We start from the raw sequence: 21,012 nt of genomic DNA on the forward strand, positions 1-21,012 counted from the left end.
GGAAAATACCCGTTCCCTTGAGGGACGGGCTACTCCCATTCGATGGTGCCGGGTGGCTTGCTGGTGATGTCCAGCACCACCCGGTTGACGCCCTCAACCTCGTTGGTGATCCGGTTAGAGATGCGGGCCAGGAGATCGTAGGGAAGCCGTGACCAGTCAGCGGTCATCGCATCCTCGCTGGATACCGGACGCAGCACAATCGGGTGGCCGTAGGTGCGGCCGTCACCCTGAACCCCGACGCTGCGGACGTCGGCGAGCAGGACCACCGGCATCTGCCACACCTCGTTGTCCAGTCCCGCGGCGGTAAGCTCAGCGCGGGCGATAGCGTCGGCGCGGCGGAGCAGGTCCAACCGTTCCTGGGTGACGTCGCCGACAATCCTGATTCCCAGCCCGGGGCCGGGGAACGGCTGACGACCAACAATTTCGGCGGGCAGCCCCAATTGGGCTCCGACTGCCCGGACCTCATCCTTGAACAGCGCCCGGAGGGGCTCGACCAGTTCAAACTGCAGGTCTTCGGGGAGCCCTCCCACGTTGTGGTGGCTCTTGATGTTCGCCGCGCCCTCGCCGCCGCCGGATTCGACGACGTCGGGGTAGAGGGTGCCTTGCACGAGGAACCGGATTTTCTCGCCGTGGGCTTGAGCCTGGGCGATGATCGCCCGCTCGGCCTCTTCAAAAGCGCGGATGAATTCACGGCCGATAATCTTGCGCTTGGTTTCCGGGTCGCTGACGCCGGCGAGCGCCTCCAGGAAGCACCTCTGCTCATTAGCCACGTAGAGGTTGACGCCGGTGGCCGCGACGAAGTCCCGTTCCACCTGCTCGGCTTCCCCTTCGCGGAGCAGCCCGTGGTCCACAAAGACGCAGGTCAACTGATCTCCGACCGCCCGCTGCACCAGGGCGGCAGCGACCGCCGAATCCACGCCGCCGGAGAGCCCGCAGATCACGCGGGCATCTCCCACCTGCTCGCGGATGCGTTCCACCTGCTCCTCGACGATGTTGCCGGTGGTCCAGTTCGCATCCAGGCGGGCGCCCTTGAAGAGGAAGTTCTCAAGCACCTGCTGCCCATGATCCGAGTGCTTCACCTCGGGGTGCCACTGCACGCCGTAGAGGCGCCGTGACTCGTCCGCAAAGGCGGCAACCGGTGCGCCAGCCGTACTGGCGAGGACCTCGAAGCCATCGGGGGCAGCCTGCACGCTGTCGCCGTGGCTCATCCAGGCGTTCTGGTGCTCGGGGATCCCGTCCAGCAGCGATCCGGTGCTGGACGTCGCGGCGACGTCGGTCGATCCGTACTCGCGGAGGCCGGTCTTCGCCACGGTTCCGCCGAGAGCCGAGGCCATCGCCTGGAAGCCGTAGCAGATTCCCAGGACGGGCACCCCAGCGGTGAACAGCTCCGGGTCAACCCGAGGCGCGCCCTCCGCGTAGACACTCGAGGGTCCACCGGAGAGGATGATCGCGACCGGGTTCTTCGCCAGCAGATCAGCAGTGTTCAGGGTGTGGGGAACCACCTCCGAGTACACATCCGCGTCGCGGACCCGCCGGGCGATCAGCTGGGCGTATTGCGCGCCGTAGTCCACCACCAGCACCGGCCGGTGGCTGGTTTCGCTGGTCCCCTCAGGGGAGTCGGGGGTGGAGTCGGCATGGCCTGAAATTCCGGGTCCGGGTGCGGGAATAGTCACGCGTCAACAATAGTCGCCACGGGCACCCGATCGCACATCACTACGGCCCGGGTACCCGGCTAGTACCGGGAGGCTGCTTCGGGGTGTGCTTCCAGCTCCTGCTCCACCTGCCGGTGGATCCGGCGCTCGACAATGAAGGACAGGAGCGGCACCACCCCTCCCAGGGCCATCACGATGAACTGCTTGAACGGCCACCGCATCATCTGCCAGAGCCGGAAATCTGCGATCAGGTAGACCACGTACATCCACCCGTGGACGATCAGGACAGTGGTGGAGAAGTTGAATCCCGCGGCGGTCTCGGAAAAGTTCTTGTCCGTCAGCGAGAAGAGCCCTTCGGGTCCGCCGATCATGATGTGGGATCCCATCCCGTAGGCCGCGATCATTTCCACGACCACCAACATCAGCATGATGCCGGTGGCGTAGGCGAGCACCTTGTAGAAGGTCAGCGCCGAAAGGATCTGCGCATGGGTACCGCCGAACCGCCGCTTGGGCTTCCGGGCAGCACCGGGGGTGCCACTTCCTGGCGCCGGTCCATTCACTTTGGGTGTACTCACTGTCGTGCCTCACTCGTTGTTGGGCCCTGCGCTGCGGGGTCAGGGTGACCCGTACTGCCGTCGTCGTCGTCGTCGTCGTTTAAGTTGTCCGCCTCCGCGGCGCTGTCCTCCGCCTCTTCGAGGGTCCTCCGATGGTCGTCGGCGACCAGTCGCCACCAGAGGAAGAAAGCGAACCCGGCGAAGACGAACCATTCCACCGCGTAGAAGATATTCAGCCAGTTGAGCGGGGTTTCCTGCGGCTGGGGCCCTACCGTGACGGCCTCCAGCGGAGCTTCGGGCAGCCAGTCCAGCCCGCCCACGGCGGTGGTGGTGGAAACCACGAAACCCGCGAAGATGGGACGGTCCCAGCGGTTGGTGAGCTCGGCAGTGGCGAGGGTGGGGATCTGGCCGGCAACCGACCGTTCGGCGACCGGGCCTTCGGCGGGCAGCAGTCGCCCCACCACCGACGCGGAGCCGACGGGTTCGCGCACCTCGGCGGCTGCCTGCGCATCCGGGATCCAGCCATGCACCACCGGGATCACGGGCGGACCGGCCGGATCGTCTGCTGCGCCCTCGGGGACGCCGTCGACGGCGAACGCCGAGATCAACCAGAAGCCCTGGCTGTCGCCCTGCAGGCGGTCCTGGACCAGCACCGTCGTGTCCGCCAGGAATTCCCCGTCCATGGTGACCATCTGGTCGGCGACAGGTGCGGTCATGGGGACACCGGGACTGAACACGTCAGTCAGTGCACGCTCCCTCTCGGTAGTGCTTTCCGGCGGCGGCGCGTTACCGGTCGAGCTGGAGAACTGCCACTGGCTCAGGAGCACGAAGACCGCCGCAATCACCATGGCAAGGATCAGCGAAAGGATCCAGCGGGGCTTCAGGGCGGTTTTGAGCACATGTTAACGGTACTTCGTCATCGTGTAGAAAACCGAATGCCCGCCCTGCAACCTTGATCACGACACGCCTCAACACAAGTGATTGGGAAATGTCTATCACTTGTGCGTCCTGCGGACTAGGATGGTTGATCGTGCGCTCTTATCCCTACCCTGATCCCGGAACACCGGATCTCCGCTCCCCCTCCCGCTACCTGCTCTGGCTGGCATCGAAGCAGAAAGCCACCCTCCTCGCGGGGGTGGTTTTCGGCACCGCCTGGATGGTCGCGCAGGCGGTGATGCCCTTCGTCCTGGGCCGGGCCATTGACGAGGGGATCGTTGCGGGAGAGTTCGACCGGCTCCTCCTCTGGGCCGGAGTCCTGATCGGGCTGACCGTGCTCCAGGCCGTCGCCGGCACCCTGGAGCACCGGACCGCGATCAGCGGCTGGCTGCAGGCGGCCTTCCACTCCATCCGGCTGATCGGCTACAAGATCACGCGGACCGGAGACGCGCTACCCCGGAAGCTCTCCACCGGAGAAGTGGTATCCACGGCCGCTTCGGATGCCACCCGGCTGGGTGAGATTTACGCAGTATCCGCCCGGCTAGCCGGATCGGTGATGGCATGGCTGGTGGTGTGCGTACTGATCTCCCAGACGTCGCTGCTTCTCGGGACCATCGTCCTCGTGGGGGTACCAGCCTGTTGTGGACTGCTGCTCTTCGTGGTTCGCCCCCTGCAGGCCCGCCAGCGTGAGCAGCGCGAGGCGTCGGGCAAGATGACGGCCGTCGGTGCGGACACCGTCGCGGGACTCCGTGTCCTCAGGGGTATCGGCGGGGAACACATCTTCGTCAACCGCTATCGGGAGCGCTCAGTGAAAACCCGGGATTCGGGTATCCGGGTAGCCTATTCGCTCGCCGATCTTGAAGCGTCCCAGGTGTTTATTGCCGGCGCCTTCAGCGTTTTGTTCACCTGGGTAGGGGCCAACCTGGCCCTCGCAGGAGAAATCGAACCCGGCCAGTTGGTCGCACTCTATGGCTACTCAATCTTCCTGATGACCCCGATCCGCGCCGCAGCTGACAGCGTGGCCCGGTTCATCAGGGCCCATGTCGGCGCACGCAAGATCATCGCCGTGCTCAGCGTCGACCCCGATGTTGCCGACCGGGCGTCCACCCTGCCTGCCCCGCCACCGGGGTCCCTGTTGCGCGATGCCCGGACCGGAACCGTCATCCAGCCGGGCCGAATCACCGCCGTCGTCTCGGTGGACACCTCGGCCTCGGCCGACCTGGCGACGCGGCTGGGGCGCTTCGAGGATGAGGTCCTCGAAACTGCTGAAGTCCGCTGGGGAACGGGCTCCCTGCAGCACATTGCCCTCCGCGACATCCGGCAACGCATCGTGGTCAGCGAGGCGAATCCCCAGCTTTTCACTGGCTCCCTGCGATCCCAGCTGGACCCCCGGTCCCGGCATAGCGATTCTGGAATCCTCGCGGCACTCGACGCCTCCAGCGCCCTGGACATTCTCGACGGCGTCGACGACGGCCTGGACCATGAGGTCACCGAGCGCGGGCGCAGCTTCTCCGGCGGCCAGCGACAGCGTCTTGTCCTGGCCCGCGCCCTCCTGACCGAGGCCGAGACCCTGGTGCTCATTGAACCGACCAGCGCCGTTGACGCACACACGGAATCCCGCATTGCCGCCCGCCTGAAAGGTATGCGGGGCGGCACGGACCAGACCACCGTAGTGGTGACAGCGAGCCCCCTCATGCTCGGCGTGATGGATCACGTCGTGTACCTCGAAGATGGCCAGGTCGCCGCCGAGGGAACGCATCAGGAACTGTTGTCTTCTCAGCCCGCCTACCGAAATGTGGTCATCCGAAGTGAGTGAAACAGCAGCTGGAACCGACACCTCCGGGAAGCTTCCGGTCGCCGAGCCGGCCCAGGTCCGTGCCGAGGCCGCGCGGCTGATCAGGCATCACCGCGGCGGGCTCTCCCGCGTCGTGGCCCTCTACGTGGGGTCGGCTATCGCCGGCCTGGTGGGGCCGGTTCTGCTCGGGCGCGTGGTGGACGCGGTGGTGGAGGGAACCACCTCGAACTTCATCGCCATCGTCTCCCTGATCATGCTGGCCTTCCTTATTGTGCAGTCGCTCCTGCGGCGACTGGCGGTACGCGCCGGAATGGTCTTCGGCGAGACCGTGTTCGCCGAGCTGCGGGAGGACTTCATGGAGCAGGTCACCTCCCTGCCGCTGTCGACGGTGGAGAAGGCAGGGACGGGAGACCTGGTCTCCCGCACCACCAACGACGTCGACGCCGTCTCCCACACCGTGCGGTTCGGCGTCCCGCAGGTGGTGGTCTCAATTGTCACCATCCTTCTGACGATCGGAGCAGCAGTCATCACGTCCCCGGTGCTTGCGCTGGCACTACTCGTGGGGGTCCCGGTGCTGTACCCCGTGACCCGGTGGTACCTGAAGCGGAGTTCAGCCGGTTACCAGAAGGAACGGGAAACCTACGCGGTAGTCAACGGATCGATCACCGAGACCATCGAGGGTGCTCGAACGGTGGACGCCCTGGGGCTGGGCGCCCTGCGCCGCGGGCGGATCGACTCAGCCCTGACCGGGAGCTACCGCGCCGAACGGTACACGCTCTGGCTCCGGACAGTGCTTTTCCCTGCCGCCGATTTCGCGTTCTGGCTACCGGTGGCCGGCGTACTGCTCTGGGGCGGCTGGCTGGCCTCCCTGGACGTGGTGACGCCCGGCGTGGTGGCAACAGTCGCACTGTTTGCAGTGCGACTGATTGACCCGGTCGACCTGCTCATCATGTGGACCGATGAGATCCAGGTGGGAGCTGCCTCCCTGGCACGCATCGTCGGCATCAAGGAGGTGCAACCTGACCGGCACGCCACCGACCATGAGCCCCTGAACGAGGACATCCTCGTCTCCAAGGCGCGGTACGCGTACCGTCCTGGCCACGATGTGCTCCACGGCGTGGACCTGGAACTCCGCCGCGGCGAACGGCTCGCGATGGTGGGACCGTCCGGTGCGGGCAAGTCCACGCTGGGCCGACTCATCGCCGGTATCCATCCTCCGACCGCAGGCACGGTCACCGTGGGCGATGTGCCGCTGGTTGACCGTCCACTGAACGCCCTCCGGCGGGAGGTCGCCCTGGTCACCCAGGAGCACCACGTCTTCGTGGGATCGTTGGCCGACAATATCCGGCTTGGAAAGGACGACGCGACGGAGGCCGAGCTGATTCAGGCCCTGGACGACGTCGGCGCCCTCGGCTGGGCCCTCGCGCTCCCGGAAGGCCTCCAAACGGAGGTCGGTTCGGGCGCGCATGAGCTCACTCCGGCCCAGGCACAGGAGCTAGCGCTGGCACGGCTGGTGCTCGCCGATCCACACACCCTGGTGCTCGATGAGGCGACGTCCCTCATTGACCCCCAGGCGGCCCGCGACCTGGAACGCTCCCTCAATGCGGTGCTGGAGGGACGCACAGTGGTCGCCATTGCCCACCGGTTACATACGGCGCACGACGCCGACCGGGTGGCCGTGGTGGAAGGCGGGAACATCACCGAGCTGGGGTCCCACGACGAGCTTCTGGCGCTGGACGGCTCCTACGCTGCCCTGTGGAAGTCCTGGCGCTCGGAGTAGCGCAGCGAGCTACCCTACTGGTCGACAAGCGTAAATCTCACGTTGACGCTTACCGACCGTCAATCTAGCATTTACAAATGATTGGCAGTGGGTGTCCCCGCGGGCAGAATGGGGGGATGTCGCTGGCCGGGGCTGATTCATACCCCTGATACAACGGGAAAACCGGGCGCTTCGCGGGCATGCTGATCCTTGATCTGGACTCTGAGCGGGTGTCCATCGTACTCAGGAGCGCCTCGGGTCCGGTGGATGAACCAGGCATGGGCCTGGTGGCGGGAGTGGAGCAGCGATCGCTCTGGTGACCTATTCCCTGACCGCCTCCGGCTGGCTGGTCTTCGGCGGCATCCTGACCCGCTTCACTGTGGTGCACCCAGCGCTGTGGTATCTGGCTGCAGCCTTCGTCCTGGCGGGCACCGTCACGCTCGCCGTGCGGTGGGAGTCCCTCCGGGACCGGACGGCCGCCGTGACCCGCCGCGACTGGACCACCCTTGCCGTCACCCTTGTCGGCACCGCCGCGGTCCTGGCCGTTCGCCTAACATAGCTACTGTGCCTGCCCCCGATTCCCCGCCTGACGATCGCGACCACCATGGTCAGCCTTCCCACGGGGCAAACGAACCGGGATCCGCCGAGGCCCTCCGGATCGTCGAGGCCCGCGCGGAGACGGTGCGCGACCTCCTGGGTTACGAACCTTTTGGGCTGACCGCCCCCGATGCGCTGCGTGCCATCGTTGAACTGAACGACGGCGTTGATCACCTGCTCCGCGAAACGGTCCACCAGGCACGCCGCCATGGCACCACCTGGCAGGAGATCGGCGCGGTGCTGGGCATCAGCAGGCAGGCAGCATTCCAGCGCTTCGGCCAGCCCGCCGGCCACGCACCTGCCACCGGGAAGACCCAGCGCCGCAGCATGGCCGCCCTGATCGGCGTCGCAGAACGCATTTTCGCCCAGTGCGCCGACGAAGACTGGCCTGTGGTGAGGGAACACTTTGCTCCGGTCATGCTGGAGGCGGTGACTGTTGAGGGGCTTTCCTCGGTGTGGACCTCGGTGGTCGAGGCTGTTGGCCAGTATGAGCTTCCAGGCAAGGTGACCACCAGGAAAAACGGAGCGCTGCAGATCGTTGATCTGGAACTGATCTTCGAGGCTGGTGAGATGGCCGGTCGGCTAGCGTTCGACGGCGACGGCCGGGTGGCGGGCATGCTGATCCTCGACCCCAGCATGCTCCCCGGCTGACGTACTCCAGAAGAACCTCAGTGGTCGAAAAACACCAGTGTCGAGTTGATGAGCTCGGCAATCACCTCGGTGTCGTGAGCCCGCCTGAGCGATTCCCTGAAATTCTCCTTGAACAGTGACCTCGCCAGTGTTGCCAGCACCTCGAGGTGCTCGGAGAAGGACTGCGACGGGGTGGCGATCAGCAGAATCAGCGTCGCCGGTCCGTCCACTGCACCAAAGTCGAGGCTATGCCCGTATTTGGTGATCCCCACCGCGATGCTGGTCTGGGTGACGTAGTCGCTGCGCGCGTGGGGCAGCCCCACGCCACCGGGAAGCCCGGTGGCCATCTGGTGTTCGCGGGAGTTTACCTGCGCCAGGAAACCATCGAGGTCGGAAATCCTCCCCGCCTCGAACAGTCTGGTGGCCAGCTGCGCCGCCGCGTCTTCCTTGTCGGCGGCGACCATTTCGAGGACCACCAGCTCAGGGGTAGTCAGGATGGCGTCATGAAATTCCAGGGATCGCTCGGTCACGGTAGACCTCTCGCGGGTTGCGTTGGACAGGCGGTGCGGCGTCCAGACCGCGATCCTAGCTTAGCGGCACAATATCCTCGACTCCCATCCGGGCGCTGTCCGCCAGGATATCGTCGGGCTGCTCCTGGCTTAGCCGTTCCGCTTCGACCCTCGCCAGGTAGTGCTTGACCTCGCGGTCCACCTGCGCGTCGCTCCACTCCAGGAAGGGCGCCATCATTGCGGCGACGGCGGGCGCCGCCGAGACCCCCCGGTCCCACGACTCAATGGAAATCCTGGTGCGCCGGGTGAGTACATCGTCGATGTGGCGCGCACTCTCGTGGGTGACCGCGTACACCACTTCTGCACCGAGGTAGTCGTCAGCACCGGGCAGCGGCTCGCCGAGAGACCGATCCTCGCGGATCAGCGACAGGACATCCTCGGCGTGGCTGCCGTAACGCTGCAGGAGATGCTCCACCCGTGCCACATGCACGCCCGAGCTTTCGGCCATCCTCGCCCGCTTGTTCCAGGCGGCCTTGTACCCCTCGGCGCCCAGCAGAGGGACGGTTTCGGTGCAGCTGGCAGGAACCCGCTCGTCCAGAGCGCGGGTGGCCTCATCGACAGCGTCCTTGGCCATCACGCGGTAGGTGGTCCATTTGCCGCCGGCGACCACCACCAGCCCGGGGACCGGGTGCGCGACGACATGCTCCCGGGAGAGTTTCGCCGTGGAGTCGCTCTCACCGGCCAGCAGGGGGCGCAGCCCAGCATAGACGCCCTCCACATCCTCGCGGGTCAACGGGCGTCTCAGCACCTTATTGACGTTCTCAAGAATGTAGTCGATGTCCTTGGACGATGCGGCCGGGTGGGCCTTGTCCAGATCCCAGTCGGTGTCGGTGGTTCCGATGATCCAGTGCCGGCCCCAGGGGATGACGAACAGGACTGATTTCTCGGTCCGCAGGATGAGCCCGACCGTTGACTGGAAGCGGTCGCGCGGCACCACCAGGTGGATGCCCTTGGACGCCCTGACTTTCATCTGGCCCCGATCAGTGACCATCGCCTGGGTTTCGTCGGTCCAGACGCCGGTCGCGTTGATGACCTGCTTCGCCCGGATATCGAACTGCTCCCCGGTTTCCTGGTCCTTGACGCGGGCGCCCACCACGCGTTCGCCTTCGCGCAGGAAGTCGACGACGGTGACCCGGTTGGCTACCTTGGCACCGTAGTGCCCGGCGGTGCGCACCATGTTGACGACATACCGGGCATCGTCCACCTGGGCGTCGTAGTAGCGGATCGAGCCCACCATCGCGTCGTCCTTCAGGCTGGGCGCAGCGCGCAGGGTGCCACGCCGGGACAGGTGCTTGTGCAGGGGGACTCCGCGTGAATTACCTGAGGTCATCCCCATCGTGTCGTACAGCAGAATCCCGGCGCCAACGTAAGGGCGCTCAAAGAACCTTTTGGTGAGCGGGTAGAGGAATGGCACGGGCCGGACCAGGTGCGGGGCAATCCGCTGGATCAACAGCCCCCGTTCCTTCAGTGCCTCCTGCACCAGGGCGAAGTCCAGCATTTCGAGGTACCGCAACCCGCCGTGGATCAGCTTCGAGGAGCGTGAAGAAGTGCCGGAGGCCCAGTCGCGGGCCTCAACCATCCCCACGTCGAGGCCCCGGGTCACCGCGTCGAGCGCCGATCCGGCGCCGACGACGCCTCCGCCGACGATCAGAATGTCCAGCTCCTTGCCGGCTTCCGAGGTGGCTTTCAGCGCTGCTAGCGCGTCTTCACGGTTTTTCGGGCTGAGTGCTCCTGATGACATGGCGGCGATCCTTCGTCGGGTTCGATACTACGTCCCTCAACCTTAGCAATCAGCCGTTGGAAAGGTAGGGGGAAAGGACCACTTCCACCCGCTGGAACTCCTTGAGATCCGAGTAGCCGGTGGTGGCCATGGCCCGCCGCAGGGCGCCGATCAGGTTGGAGGTTCCATTGGTGTGGTGGGACGGCCCCCACAGCACCTCCTTGAGCGGACCAACCGTGCCGATGTTTACCCTGTCGCCGCGGGGCAGCTCATCGTGGTGGGCCTCCTGGCCCCAGTGCCAGCCCTGACCGGGTGCTTCTTCTGCCCGGGCGAGTGCCGATCCCAGCATCACGGCGTCGGCACCCATCGCGATGGCCTTGACGATGTCGCCGCTGGCGCCCATCCCGCCATCGGCAATGACGTGGACATAGCGTCCGCCCGACTCGTCCATGTAGTCACGGCGAGCCGCCGCCACGTCGGAAATTGCGGAGGCCAGGGGTGAGTGGATGCCCAGTGCGCGGCGGGTCGTGGTGGTCGCTCCTCCGCCGAATCCGACCAACACCCCGGCTGCGCCGGTACGCATCAGATGGAGGGCTGGGGTGTAGCCGGCGGCGCCGCCCACAATGACCGGGACATCTAGTTCGTAGATGAACTGCTTCAGGTTCAACGGTTGATCATTCTTCGAAACGTGCTCGGCCGAGACGGTGGTGCCTCGGATCACGAAGATGTCGACCCCCGCAGCCAGCACGGTCTTGTAGAACTGCTGGGTGCGCTGGGGTGTCAACGAACCTGCGACGGTGACACCAGCCTCCCGGATTTCGGCCAGGCGGCTGGTGATCAGGCCCTCCTGGATGGGGGCGTTGTAGATTTCCTGCATCCTGCGGGTGGCCGCCGGGCTGAAGGCTTCGCTACCCAGATGGGCAATTTCGTCCAGGACGGGCTGTGGATCCTCGTATCGGGTCCACAGGCCTTCCAGGTTGAGCACTCCCAGCCCGCCGAGGCGGCCCATCGCGATTGCGGTTGCCGGCGACATCGCCGAGTCCATCGGAGCAGCGATGACCGGCATCTCGAACTGGTAGGCGTCGATCTGCCATTGCACTGACACGTCGTGTGGGTCCCGGGTCCGACGGGAGGGGACCACCGCCACGTCATCGAGCGAATACGCCCTGCGTCCGCGCTTGCCTCGGCCAATCTCAATCTCGTTAGTCACTCACCAAGGTTATCCCAGCGCGGCCAGCAAGGACTCCGCAGCGTCCTGTTCAGCCTGGGCGAGCAGGCCCTGGTGGTCAGTAAAGATCGCGAAGTGGCTGTTGCGGGTAGCCACCAGACAGGGGCTGAGCGCTGGAATGCGCGGATTTCTCAGCATATTACCCAGGCGGCATACTTCGTCAAGGCAAGGCAAACAGGCGGCGGAGTTTCAACGAAGTCCGCCAACAGGTGCTAAGCGTGCTTTCCTTTCCGGCGGTGAGGAGGCTAGGGTGGATGGCATCCCGGAAGCGGAGCCAGAACGGTCTGAGTCCACCGATCCCACCACTGAAGGATCCACCGATCCCACCACTGAAGGAAGTGTCGACATGCAGGAGTTGGAGCAATGGCCCACCGGGAGGCTATTGACCACCGCGGCGCGTCTGGTCGACCATGCGTGGAATGCGGGCCTGGTCGATCTGGGCCTCACCCATGCTGGCTACACCGCCTTGCGGGTCCTGCAGGATCAGGGCCCCATCAACCAGACAAAGCTGGCCCAACTGATTCGGGTGCAAAACCAGACAATGGGTAAGACGATCGAAAAGCTGCAGGCGAACGGGTATGTCAACCGCACCAGGGGTGCGGTCGATCAGCGGATCCAGATGGTGTCGGTGTCCGACTCCGGCCAGCGAGCCCTCGCCAGTGCCGAGAAGATCGAGCAGTCCCTCATCGCTGGAGGCGGGTTGCTGTCGGAGACCCTCCGCGCCGAGCTCCGGAACCTGATCGAAGAGTTGGGTGCGGGCCGGAACTCCGGATCCCGGGCCGCTGGCTAACACAGGCCCCCATTGGACGTAGACTGCCTGTGCGAAAAGTTTTAGAACACCATTGGCGAAAGGGCAGGCTATGGGCGACAAGAGCAGGCTTTCTCCGGAGCAACCGTTCCCGGTTGACCTGGCACCGCTGGAGGACAGCCAGGTCGAGATTCTCAACAGCAAAATTCACCGTCAGTTGGATCGTGAATACACGGTAGATCATGAACCGGACCCCGAGACTGAATTCCGGCATGAGGAGCTGAAGGCGGAGCTGGATTTCCGTGCCGCCGAGGACCACCAGCCGCCCGAGGATGTCAGCGAGGTGCAGCCCGTAGCGCCGCCCGTGGTGCCGCCCGAACCCAAGGCATCAACGCCCGCGCCACAGGCCGCCGCACCCGATCCCAAGGACAAGGCTCCCGCCTGAGCAGTGCGGCTAGTGGCCGGTAGTACCCGAGTCTGGCTCCGGATCGCGAGGCTCCGGATCGAGTCCCAGCTGGCTCTCGAACATCCTGAAGTACCGTCCCCGGAGATTGACCAGTTCCCCATGGGTGCCCGACTCGGCCACCTCCCCTGCCTCCATCATGTAGATGACGTCGGCCTTCTCGATGGTCGCCAGCCGGTGGCTGATGGCAATGATCGTGTGGTCCTTGTCGGCAAAGAGACGGCTGAAGATGCGATGCTCGGCGAGGGCATCGATCGCCGACGTCGGCTCATCCATGACAATGAACGGCGCCCCGCGATAGAAGTTGCGGGCCATCGCGAGCCGCTGCCACTGTCCCCCGGACAGCCCACTTCCCTTGCGGCCCCGCGGATCTTCCATCCAGTTGCTGACATGACTCTCGAATCCGTTCGGCAAGCGATCAATGAAGTCGGTGGCCTCGGCGTCCGCAGCGGCGCGCTCCACCCGCGGGTCTTCTCTGGGAAGCGAGACGTCCCCGAAGTAGATGTTGTTGGCTGCCGTCGCAAACTCGTATTTCAGGAAGTCCTGTGACATCACGGCCAGATGCCGGTGCCAGGAGGCAATGTCGAGGGTCCGGAGGTTCTGCCCGTCCACCAGGACCCGGCCGGACTCGGGCTGGTACAGGCCGGCCAGAATGCGGATCAGCGTCGATTTCCCCGCGCCGTTCTCCCCCACGATCGCAATGTGTTGACCCGCTCTGATGGTCAGGGAGACGCCTTTGAGGACCTGGGTGCTCCCCGACGTATACGTGTAGGTGATGTCTTCGAGCCGGACTTCGGCGGGCGGCCCTGTCAGGGGTTTCCCGCCGCCGACCGCCGTCGGGAACTTCATGAACTCTTCGTAGTCCTTCAGATTGGCGAGATCCTCGTCGATGGAACTGAGCGAAGTCACCAGCTGATTTGCCGTGGATAGGGCGCGGCTGACGATCTGCTGAATATAGAGGAACTGCCCAACCGGCTGGGCCCGGGCGATAATCTGCCCCACCACCCAGATCAGCGCCACCACCTCGGCACCGTACTGGAGCGCATCGGCGAGCAGTTGCTTGGGGATATATCGTTTCTGGAACTCAAGACGGCGCAGTTCGTCGGCGTCGCGCAGCCGGGAGCGCAGGTCCATCAAGTACTTCACGACGCCGTACAGCCGCATCTCGGCGATGTGTTGCGGGCGGATGAGGTTCGTTTCGATCAACCGCCGCTGCCGGCGGGAGTCCACCTGGGTGTTCCAGTGGGCCATCTGCTCGCGGGAGAGCTTGAACTGGAGGTACACGCTCGGGATGATCGCGATCAGGACGATCAGGGCCACCCACCAACTGACCAGCAACAGCGCCCCGATAGCAAGGATCACCGACATCAGCTGCGTGAAGATCGCGGCGATCCGGTCGAGCACGCGGGCGTAGGAGTCCGAGAACCTTTTGGCCCGGTCATAGAGGTCGACGGTGTCCTTGTCGTCGTACCGCCAGAACTCGAGGGCCAGAAAGCGCTCATACATCAGGTCCCCCACCACGGCGCCGACCCTGAAACTCATCACCTGCTGGATATATCGGTCCACACTGGTGAATGCACCCCAGAGCAGTCCCAGCCCCGCGGTAATCAGCACGTAGACCACCGCTTGCCGCCCCGCGTCGGGATTGCCCGCGTACGCCTCCGCCAGCGCGGTGGTGGTGAGCGCCGCAAAGTAGGTGGTCACCAAGGGGAGCACCGCGGCAATCAGCGATCCGAGCACCTTCATGACGACGGCGCCCGGAGAAGCCTTGAAGCTCACCCGCAGGACCTGTCCCACGGCCCGAGCGTACGAGCCGAGGGACAGCCGAGGCCGGGGATCCCGAGCCGGACGAAGCTCACTGTCGGTCATGACTCACCGCTCTTCATCCTGGCTGAAGGCGCCGCGCACAGCCCGCAATACCCGCTGCCCGTCACGACGTGCCTCAGTCATGGAGTCCAGCTATTGCCTTCCCATGGGACGGGACGGCTACTTGGAGCCGTAGTTCGGCGCCTCAACGGTCATCTGGATGTCATGCGGGTGCGACTCCTTCAGCCCGGCCGAGGTAACGCGGACAAATTTGCCCTTCGACTTCAGCTCGTCGATGGTGCGGGCGCCCGTGTAGAACATCGTCTGGCGGAGCCCCCCAACCAGCTGATAGGCGACTGAGGCCAGCGGGCCGCGGTAGGCTACCCGCCCCTCCACTCCCTCGGGGATCAGCTTGTCGTCGCCCGTAACGTCTGCCTGGAAATAGCGGTCCTTGGAATAGGAGGTGTTTTTCCCGCGGGTCTGCATGGCACCCAGGGACCCCATCCCGCGGTAGGTCTTGTACTGCTTGCCGTTGACGAAGATCAGCTCGCCCGGGGCTTCGGCGGAACCCGCCAGCAGCGACCCGAGCATGACGGTGTCCGCGCCTGCCACCAGAGCCTTGCCGATGTCCCCCGAGTACTGCAGGCCGCCGTCGGCAATGACTGGCACGCCAGCCGGAATGGCCGCTTTCGCCGATTCGTAGATGGCAGTCACCTGAGGTACTCCCACCCCCGCGACCACGCGGGTGGTGCAAATGGATCCAGGGCCTACTCCCACTTTGATGCCGTCGGCTCCGGCGTCGATCAGGGCCTGGGCGCCGTCGCGGGTGGCAGCCTGGCCGCCGATGATGTCGACGTGGGCCAGCGACTTTTCGGCCTTGAGTCTGGCGATAATGTCGAGCACCCCAGCGCTGTGACCATTGGCGGTATCGACGAACAATGCATCAACACCGGCATCGACCAGGGCCATGGCGCGTTCCCAGCCGTCCCCGAAGAAACCGATCGCGGCGCCGACCCGCAGGCGACCCTCCTCGTCCTTGGTGGAGAGCGGATACTGCTCGGCTTTTGTAAAGTCCTTAACGGTTATCAGTCCCCGCAGGACGCCGTCGTCGTCGACCAGGGGAAGCTTTTCGATCTTGTTCGTGGCCAACAGGCCGATCGCGTCCTCACCGCTGATCCCAACCCGGCCGGTCACCAGGGGCATGGGGGTCATGACGGCGCGGACCAGGCGATGCGGCCACTCGTGCTCGGAAACAAAGCGGGTGTCGCGGTTCGTGACAATGCCCAGCAGGTGGCCAGCATCGTCGACCACGGGGAGGCCGGAGACACGGTAGTGTCCGCACAACTCATCGAGCTCGGACAGGGTGGCATCAGGTCCGATGGTCACCGGGTGGGTGATCATCCCGGACTCACTGCGCTTCACCCGGTCCACCTGTTCGGCCTGGTCCTGGATGGAGAGGTTGCGGTGGATAACCCCGAGACCGCCCTGGCGGGCCATTGCGACGGCCATTCGCGCCTCGGTGACCGTGTCCATGGCCGAGGAAAGCAGCGGGGTCCGGACGGTGATCCGCTTTGAAACACGCGAACTCGTGTCAGCTTCGGACGGGATCACGTCGGTCAGGCCGGGCAGGAGCAGGACGTCGTCGTACGTCAGGCCAACGAATCCGAACGGGTCGTGGGTTTCGTTACGCGGGGACGGGTAGCTCACTGCGTCGCCTCTTTCTCAGATGGTCTGTTGGTAGAAGCTGGCCCTTGGATGATCAGAGAGCCAGACTCTCATCCTAAAACCATTGCCGGGCGCGCCCTATTCCGCTGCCCTTCGGACGAGCGTGAAGTCGCTCACTGGTCCGTCGGCTAATCCGGGCCCAATCCTGCTGCATTCTGTTCAGCCGTCACCCAGGCGGGCCGCATGAACCGCGGTAGCCAGGCGGTGCTCAGCAGCCATACCAGGATGCCGGTCATCGCCAGCCCCAGCGTACGACGACACCCCCGGTCGAATAACCGGGGGTGTCGTCGTTACTCAACGGCGCTGCGCCCCTGGTGGGACGCGAGGCCGGGTATTACTAGTGGCTGTGACCTTCTTCGTCGTCGGTCTCTGGCTTCTCGACCACGAGGGTTTCGGTGGTGAGAATCAGAGCCGCGATGGACGCCGCGTTCCGCAGTGCTGAACGGGTGACCTTGACGGGGTCGATGATGCCGGCGTCGACGAGGTTCTCGTAGTCGCCAGTGACGGCGTTGAAGCCGTGACCTGGCTCGAGTTCCTCGACGCGGTGCACCACAACGTAGCCTTCGTGGCCAGCGTTTTCGGCGATCCAGCGCAGCGGCTGGGCCAGGGCGCGGCGCACCAGGTTGATGGCCGTGGCTGCATCGCCCTCGAGGGCGAGGACGGCTGGATCGGTGTCCAGAGCCTTCGACGCGTGGATCAGCGCAGCGCCGCCACCGGCGACGATGCCCTCGTCGAGAGCCGCACGTGTCGCTGACACGGCGTCCTCGATGCGGTGCTTCTTTTCCTTGAGCTCAACCTCGGTGGCTGCGCCGACCTTGATGACTCCGATGCCGCCGGCCAGCTTGGCCAGGCGTTCCTGAAGCTTCTCGCGGTCCCAGTCAGAATCGGTGCGCTCGACCTCGGCGCGGATCTGGGCAACGCGGTCAGCAACGTCGGACTCGGTGCCAATGCCATCGACGATGGTGGTGGTGTCCTTGGTGACGGTGATCCGGCGAGCCGAACCCAGCACCTCGAGGCCTACCTGGTCCAGCTTGAGGCCGAGGTCAGGCGAAACGACCTGCGCACCGGTCAGCGTCGCGATGTCCTGCAGCATGGCCTTGCGACGGTCGCCGAAGCCAGGTGCCTTCACAGCGACCACGTTCAGGGTGCCGCGGATCTTGTTCACCACGAGGGTGGACAGCGCTTCGCCGTCGATGTCCTCGGCGATGATGAACAGGGGCTTGCCTGCCTGCAGCGCCTTCTCCAGCAGCGGCAGGAATTCCTGCAGCGAGGAGATCTTGCCGGAGTTGATCAGGATGAGTGCGTCTTCGAGCACTGCTTCCTGACGCTCGGCGTCGGTGATGAAGTACGGGCTGAGGAAACCTTTGTCGAACTGCATGCCCTCGGTGAGGACCAGTTCGGTCTGGGTGCTGGAGGATTCCTCGATGGTGATGACGCCATCCTTGCCGACCTTCTCGAAGGCTTCAGCGATGAGTTCGCCGACCTCGGAGCTCTGCGCTGAGATGGAGGCTACGCTGGCGGTCTGCTGACCGACAACCTCGCGGGCGTTCTCGAGCAGACGGGTGGCAACGGCTTCGATGGAAACCTCGATGCCACGCTTCAGCTGCGAAGGGGCAGCCCCAGCCGCGACGTTGCGCAGGCCTTCGCTGACCAGTGCCTGAGCCAGGACGGTCGCGGTGGTGGTGCCGTCACCGGCGATGTCGTTGGTCTTGGTGGCCACTTCCTTGGCGAACTGCGCGCCAAGGTTCTCGAACGGGTCGTCCAGTTCGATCTCGCGGGCGATGGTCACGCCGTCGTTGGTGATGGTGGGGGCGCCCCACTTTTTGTCCAGCACGACGTTGCGGCCGCGGGGGCCGAGCGTCACCTTGACGGTGTCAGCCAACTTGTTGACTCCCGCTTCCAGCGCGCGGCGTGCAGCGTCGTCAAACTTCAACTGCTTTGCCATGATGTGTTTCCTCTTCCATTGTGCAAAATACTGCTTGTGCAAATCCTGGTACTGCCAGATGGTTCCTGGTGCGGCTACGCGCACCGACGAGAGAACCCCGGCCTGTGCGGCCGGGGCTCTCTCGGGGAAAAACTACTTAACGACGATCGCCAGAACGTCGCGGGCGGAGAGTACGAGGTACTCGGCGCCGCCGTGCTTGACTTCGGTTCCGCCGTACTTGGAGTAGATGACAATGTCGCCTTCGGCTACATCGACAGGTACGCGGTTTCCGTTGTCATCGACGCGGCCTGGGCCTACTGCAACAACTTCACCCTCCTGGGGCTTTTCCTTGGCAGTATCCGGGATGACCAGACCCGAAGCAGTGGTCTGCTCGGCTTCCAGTGGGCGGACAACAATACGATCCTCAAGAGGCTTAATAGAGACCGACACTCGGACCTCTCCTTCGCTTGGGTGACAAATGGAAATAAAGGGCCTTCGGATGGCGCTGACCGTCGTCGCGGTGCCGGCTCACGCGTCCCTGAAGGAATTAGCACCCTCATGGTGAGAGTGCCAAGTCCGACTTTATGCATTGGTTAGCACTCGGTCAAGGCGAGTGCTAAATTGCGCTCCCAGCGCAGCCCAATGTCCGGCCCAGATCACTCAGGGATTCACGTTGCGGATGATCGCCGCACGGCCTACCCCTGCAGAGATCCCGACGACGACGGCGAGGATGGCAGGGAACGTTGAGCCCGTCCCCGGTAGCACCAGGACGGTGGTGGCAGCCGCCAGGCCAGCGAAGACCACGGCGAAGGCCGCCACGTGGACCCACTGATTCAAAACACGCCGCAACAGCACGCTCAGGATCAGTGCCAGCGGTGCCGCGATCACGATCGCGACCAAAAGGCTGACCACCATGGCGATGCCCCAGAACGTTACAGCGCCAGAGTTCGGGCCAATGATCTCGCTGAGCGTGCTGAAGACAAGGGTGGAGAGGCCCCAGACTCCAAAAGTCACGATCCACCCCTTGAGGAAGGCATGCGGCCCGAGGACCACGCGTCCGCCGTCGAGCCCGGGCTTCCGGCCATACCGCCGCCCCATGCCGGCAGGAGTGCCGGGCTGGTGGTTGTCGGGCTGGTGGTCCTGGTACTGCTCTCCCCCGGGTCGCATCCCTGAACCCTAGCGCCTCCTGCCTGTTCCTTGAAGCGCCCGCAAATCTGCCTCGGCTAGACTGGGGAGCTGGCTTACCCATCGCCAATCCACTCTCTTTCGAAAGCAGTTTCGTGACCCAGCAGGTACAGGCCACCGCCCGGAGCAACAGCGGCATTGTCCAGGAGGCTTCCCGCCGTCGGACCTTCGCGGTCATCTCGCACCCCGACGCCGGCAAGTCGACCCTGACCGAGGCCCTGGCCCTGCATGCCCGGGTGATCGGGACGGCCGGTGCCACCAATGGCAAGGAGAACCGTCGGGAGACCGTCTCTGACTGGATGCAGATGGAGAAGGACCGCGGCATTTCGATCAGTTCCACGGCCCTGCAGTTCTCCTACCGGGACACCGTCATCAATCTGTTGGACACCCCCGGCCACTCCGACTTCTCCGAAGACACCTACCGTGTGCTCGCCGCAGTGGATTGCGCGGTCATGCTGATTGACGCCGCCAAGGGCCTCGAAACACAAACCATGAAACTGTTCGAGGTCTGTCGCCAGCGGAATATCCCCATCATCACCGTGATCAACAAGTGGGACCGGCCCGGGCTCGACACCCTGGCACTGATGGACGAGATCACCGAGCGCACCGGCCTGATTCCCATGCCCCTCACCTGGGCGGTCGGCATTGCCGGTGACTTCCGCGGCGTCTGGGACCTGAAGCGTAACGAGTTTGTCCGTTTCACCCGGAAAAACGCCGGCGCCTCCCTCGCCACGGAGGAGCATCTCACCCCTGAGGAGGCGCTGGCCCAGGAGGGTGACGCCTGGACCGATGCTCTCGATGAGGCCTCGTTGGTGATCGAATCGAACCAGTCGTTCGATAAGGAAAGCTTCCACGCCGGAACCGGCACTCCGGTGCTGTTCTCCTCAGCAGTCCTGAACTTCGGCGTCCAGCACATCCTCGACACCCTGGTTGACCTGGCGCCCGCCGCCTCACCCCGCAAGGACATCGACGGCAACCCCCGCCCCGTGGATGCCCCGTTCTCGGGCTTCGTCTTCAAGGTGCAGGCCGGCATGAACCGCGCCCACCGCGACCACGTGGCCTTCATCAGGGTCTGCTCCGGCGTCTTCGAGCGCGGCATGGTGGTCACCCACGCCAACTCGGGCAAGACCTTCGCCACCAAATACGCGCAGCAGCTGTTCGGTCGCGAACGCGAAGTGATCGACGAAGCCTGGCCGGGCGACGTCGTCGGGCTGGTCAACGCCTCTGCCCTGCGGATGGGCGACAGCCTCTACATCGAGGAGCCGGTCGAATACCCGCCGATCCCCCTGTTCAGCCCCGAACACTTCCGGGTGGCCCGGTCCAAGGACCCCAGCCGGTTCAAGCAGTTCCGGCGCGGGATCGAACAGCTCGGCCACGAGGGAATCATCCAGGTGCTCCGCTCGGACCTCCGCGGAGACCAGGCACCGGTGCTGGCCGCCGTTGGACCCATGCAGTTCGAGGTGGTCGCAGACCGGATGGAACATGACTTCAGCGCACCGATGCGCATGGAACCCCTGCAGTATTCGTTGGCCCGGCTTACCACCCACGACGCCCAGGCCGCGCTCAGCGCCATCCGCGGCACCGAGGTGCTGATCCGGTCCGACGGCGAATACCTGGCCCTGTTCAACGACATCTGGGCGCTTCGCCGGGTCGAGAAGAATTCCCCCGAGATAACGCTGAGCACCATCGGCACCGATGCCGGGGACGCCCGAGGTTACTGA

At 64.8% G+C, this 21,012-nt stretch carries 18 protein-coding genes; 7 read left to right on the forward strand and 11 right to left on the reverse strand.

The genetic code is table 11. The annotated features are described in order from the left end of the window. Positions 1-29: 29 nt before the first annotated feature. From guaA to IWX64_RS00185, 3 genes are all read right to left on the reverse strand, one after another. A complete protein-coding gene (gene guaA / locus IWX64_RS00175) occupies positions 30-1,580 on the reverse strand; it encodes a glutamine-hydrolyzing GMP synthase (protein WP_196865559.1) in 1,551 nt (516 codons plus the stop codon). A gap of 152 nt (positions 1,581-1,732) precedes the next feature. Then, entirely contained in the window at positions 1,733-2,227 is a 495-nt protein-coding gene (locus tag IWX64_RS00180) for a DUF3817 domain-containing protein (RefSeq protein WP_312883950.1), read from the reverse strand. Further along, complete coding sequence (locus IWX64_RS00185) at positions 2,224-3,105, reverse strand: SURF1 family protein (RefSeq protein ID WP_196865181.1); 882 nt, start codon at positions 3,103-3,105, stop codon at positions 2,224-2,226. Before IWX64_RS00185 ends, IWX64_RS00180 begins: the two co-directional genes overlap by 4 nt. A 131-nt stretch (positions 3,106-3,236) precedes the next feature. Between IWX64_RS00185 and IWX64_RS00190 the strand changes: the two genes are divergently transcribed. From IWX64_RS00190 to IWX64_RS00205, 4 genes are all read left to right on the forward strand, one after another. Beyond that, positions 3,237-4,958: an ABC transporter ATP-binding protein gene (locus tag IWX64_RS00190; protein ID WP_196865182.1), complete on the forward strand. Its 1,722-nt coding sequence runs from the start codon at positions 3,237-3,239 to the stop codon at positions 4,956-4,958. Continuing rightward, the gene (locus tag IWX64_RS00195; RefSeq protein WP_196865183.1) at positions 4,936-6,717 is read left to right on the forward strand and encodes an ABC transporter ATP-binding protein; all 1,782 of its coding nucleotides are present in this window, start codon (positions 4,936-4,938) and stop codon (positions 6,715-6,717) included. The genes IWX64_RS00190 and IWX64_RS00195 overlap by 23 nt, the downstream gene beginning before the upstream one ends. A gap of 295 nt (positions 6,718-7,012) precedes the next feature. Beyond that, positions 7,013-7,255, forward strand: coding sequence for a hypothetical protein (locus IWX64_RS00200; RefSeq protein WP_196865184.1), 243 nt, complete (start codon positions 7,013-7,015; stop codon positions 7,253-7,255). Between the two features lie 5 nt (positions 7,256-7,260). Beyond that, positions 7,261-7,944 (forward strand): DUF3887 domain-containing protein, encoded by a 684-nt coding sequence (locus tag IWX64_RS00205; protein ID WP_196865185.1) that lies wholly within the window; start codon positions 7,261-7,263, stop codon positions 7,942-7,944. Between the two features lie 17 nt (positions 7,945-7,961). Here IWX64_RS00205 and IWX64_RS00210 read toward each other — a convergent pair whose 3' ends face one another. Genes IWX64_RS00210 through IWX64_RS00220 form a run of 3 tightly spaced genes read right to left on the reverse strand, consistent with a single transcriptional unit; the run spans position 7,962 to position 11,422 of the window. Next, a complete protein-coding gene (locus IWX64_RS00210; protein ID WP_196865186.1) occupies positions 7,962-8,453 on the reverse strand; it encodes a PTS sugar transporter subunit IIA in 492 nt (163 codons plus the stop codon). Positions 8,454-8,508: 55 nt separating this feature from the next. Then, entirely contained in the window at positions 8,509-10,233 is a 1,725-nt protein-coding gene (locus IWX64_RS00215; RefSeq protein WP_196865187.1) for a glycerol-3-phosphate dehydrogenase/oxidase, read from the reverse strand. 49 nt (positions 10,234-10,282) lie between these two features. Continuing rightward, complete coding sequence (locus IWX64_RS00220) at positions 10,283-11,422, reverse strand: GuaB3 family IMP dehydrogenase-related protein (protein WP_196865188.1); 1,140 nt, start codon at positions 11,420-11,422, stop codon at positions 10,283-10,285. A 268-nt stretch (positions 11,423-11,690) separates the two neighbouring features. Between IWX64_RS00220 and IWX64_RS00225 the strand changes: the two genes are divergently transcribed. Together IWX64_RS00225 and IWX64_RS16875 are read left to right on the forward strand one after the other, a co-directional pair. Continuing rightward, a complete protein-coding gene (locus IWX64_RS00225; RefSeq protein WP_334683028.1) occupies positions 11,691-12,230 on the forward strand; it encodes a MarR family winged helix-turn-helix transcriptional regulator in 540 nt (179 codons plus the stop codon). 70 nt (positions 12,231-12,300) lie between these two features. Further along, entirely contained in the window at positions 12,301-12,633 is a 333-nt protein-coding gene (locus tag IWX64_RS16875) for a hypothetical protein (protein ID WP_334683029.1), read from the forward strand. Positions 12,634-12,642: 9 nt separating this feature from the next. Here IWX64_RS16875 and IWX64_RS00235 read toward each other — a convergent pair whose 3' ends face one another. The 5 genes from IWX64_RS00235 to IWX64_RS00255 all read right to left on the reverse strand — a co-directional run bounded on the left by IWX64_RS00235 (position 12,643) and on the right by IWX64_RS00255 (position 19,273). Continuing rightward, positions 12,643-14,520, reverse strand: coding sequence for an ABC transporter ATP-binding protein (locus IWX64_RS00235; protein ID WP_196865189.1), 1,878 nt, complete (start codon positions 14,518-14,520; stop codon positions 12,643-12,645). A gap of 117 nt (positions 14,521-14,637) precedes the next feature. Then, positions 14,638-16,164: an IMP dehydrogenase gene (guaB, locus tag IWX64_RS00240; protein ID WP_196865190.1), complete on the reverse strand. Its 1,527-nt coding sequence runs from the start codon at positions 16,162-16,164 to the stop codon at positions 14,638-14,640. A gap of 355 nt (positions 16,165-16,519) precedes the next feature. Continuing rightward, positions 16,520-18,127 carry a chaperonin GroEL gene (gene groL, locus IWX64_RS00245; RefSeq protein WP_196865191.1) on the reverse strand — a complete coding sequence of 536 codons (1,608 nt, stop codon included), beginning with the start codon at positions 18,125-18,127 and terminating at the stop codon, positions 16,520-16,522. A 132-nt stretch (positions 18,128-18,259) separates the two neighbouring features. Beyond that, positions 18,260-18,556: a co-chaperone GroES gene (gene groES / locus IWX64_RS00250; protein ID WP_196865192.1), complete on the reverse strand. Its 297-nt coding sequence runs from the start codon at positions 18,554-18,556 to the stop codon at positions 18,260-18,262. Positions 18,557-18,766: 210 nt separating this feature from the next. Beyond that, on the reverse strand, positions 18,767-19,273 hold the full coding sequence (locus IWX64_RS00255) for a hypothetical protein (RefSeq protein WP_196865193.1): 507 nt from the start codon (positions 19,271-19,273) through the stop codon (positions 18,767-18,769). A gap of 113 nt (positions 19,274-19,386) precedes the next feature. On the opposite strand from IWX64_RS00255, the gene IWX64_RS00260 reads away from it, so the two are divergent. Next, on the forward strand, positions 19,387-21,012 hold the full coding sequence (locus IWX64_RS00260; protein WP_196865194.1) for a peptide chain release factor 3: 1,626 nt from the start codon (positions 19,387-19,389) through the stop codon (positions 21,010-21,012).

Origin of the sequence: Arthrobacter sp. CAN_A212 (assembly GCF_015752345.1) — a bacterium.
Classification (GTDB): Bacteria; Actinomycetota; Actinomycetes; order Actinomycetales; family Micrococcaceae; genus Arthrobacter_D.

What these genes read in the sequence shown, in the direction of transcription:
- IWX64_RS00195 (WP_196865183.1), top strand. Translation starts at nt 4,936, where the DNA reads ATGTGGTCATCCGAAGTGAGTGAAACAGCAGCTGGAACCGACACCTCC.
- IWX64_RS00255 (WP_196865193.1), bottom strand. Translation starts at nt 19,273, where the DNA reads ATGCGACCCGGGGGAGAGCAGTACCAGGACCACCAGCCCGACAACCAC.
- groL (WP_196865191.1), bottom strand. Translation starts at nt 18,127, where the DNA reads ATGGCAAAGCAGTTGAAGTTTGACGACGCTGCACGCCGCGCGCTGGAA.
- IWX64_RS00215 (WP_196865187.1), bottom strand. Translation starts at nt 10,233, where the DNA reads ATGTCATCAGGAGCACTCAGCCCGAAAAACCGTGAAGACGCGCTAGCA.
- IWX64_RS00235 (WP_196865189.1), bottom strand. Translation starts at nt 14,520, where the DNA reads ATGACCGACAGTGAGCTTCGTCCGGCTCGGGATCCCCGGCCTCGGCTG.
- IWX64_RS16875 (WP_334683029.1), top strand. Translation starts at nt 12,301, where the DNA reads ATGGGCGACAAGAGCAGGCTTTCTCCGGAGCAACCGTTCCCGGTTGAC.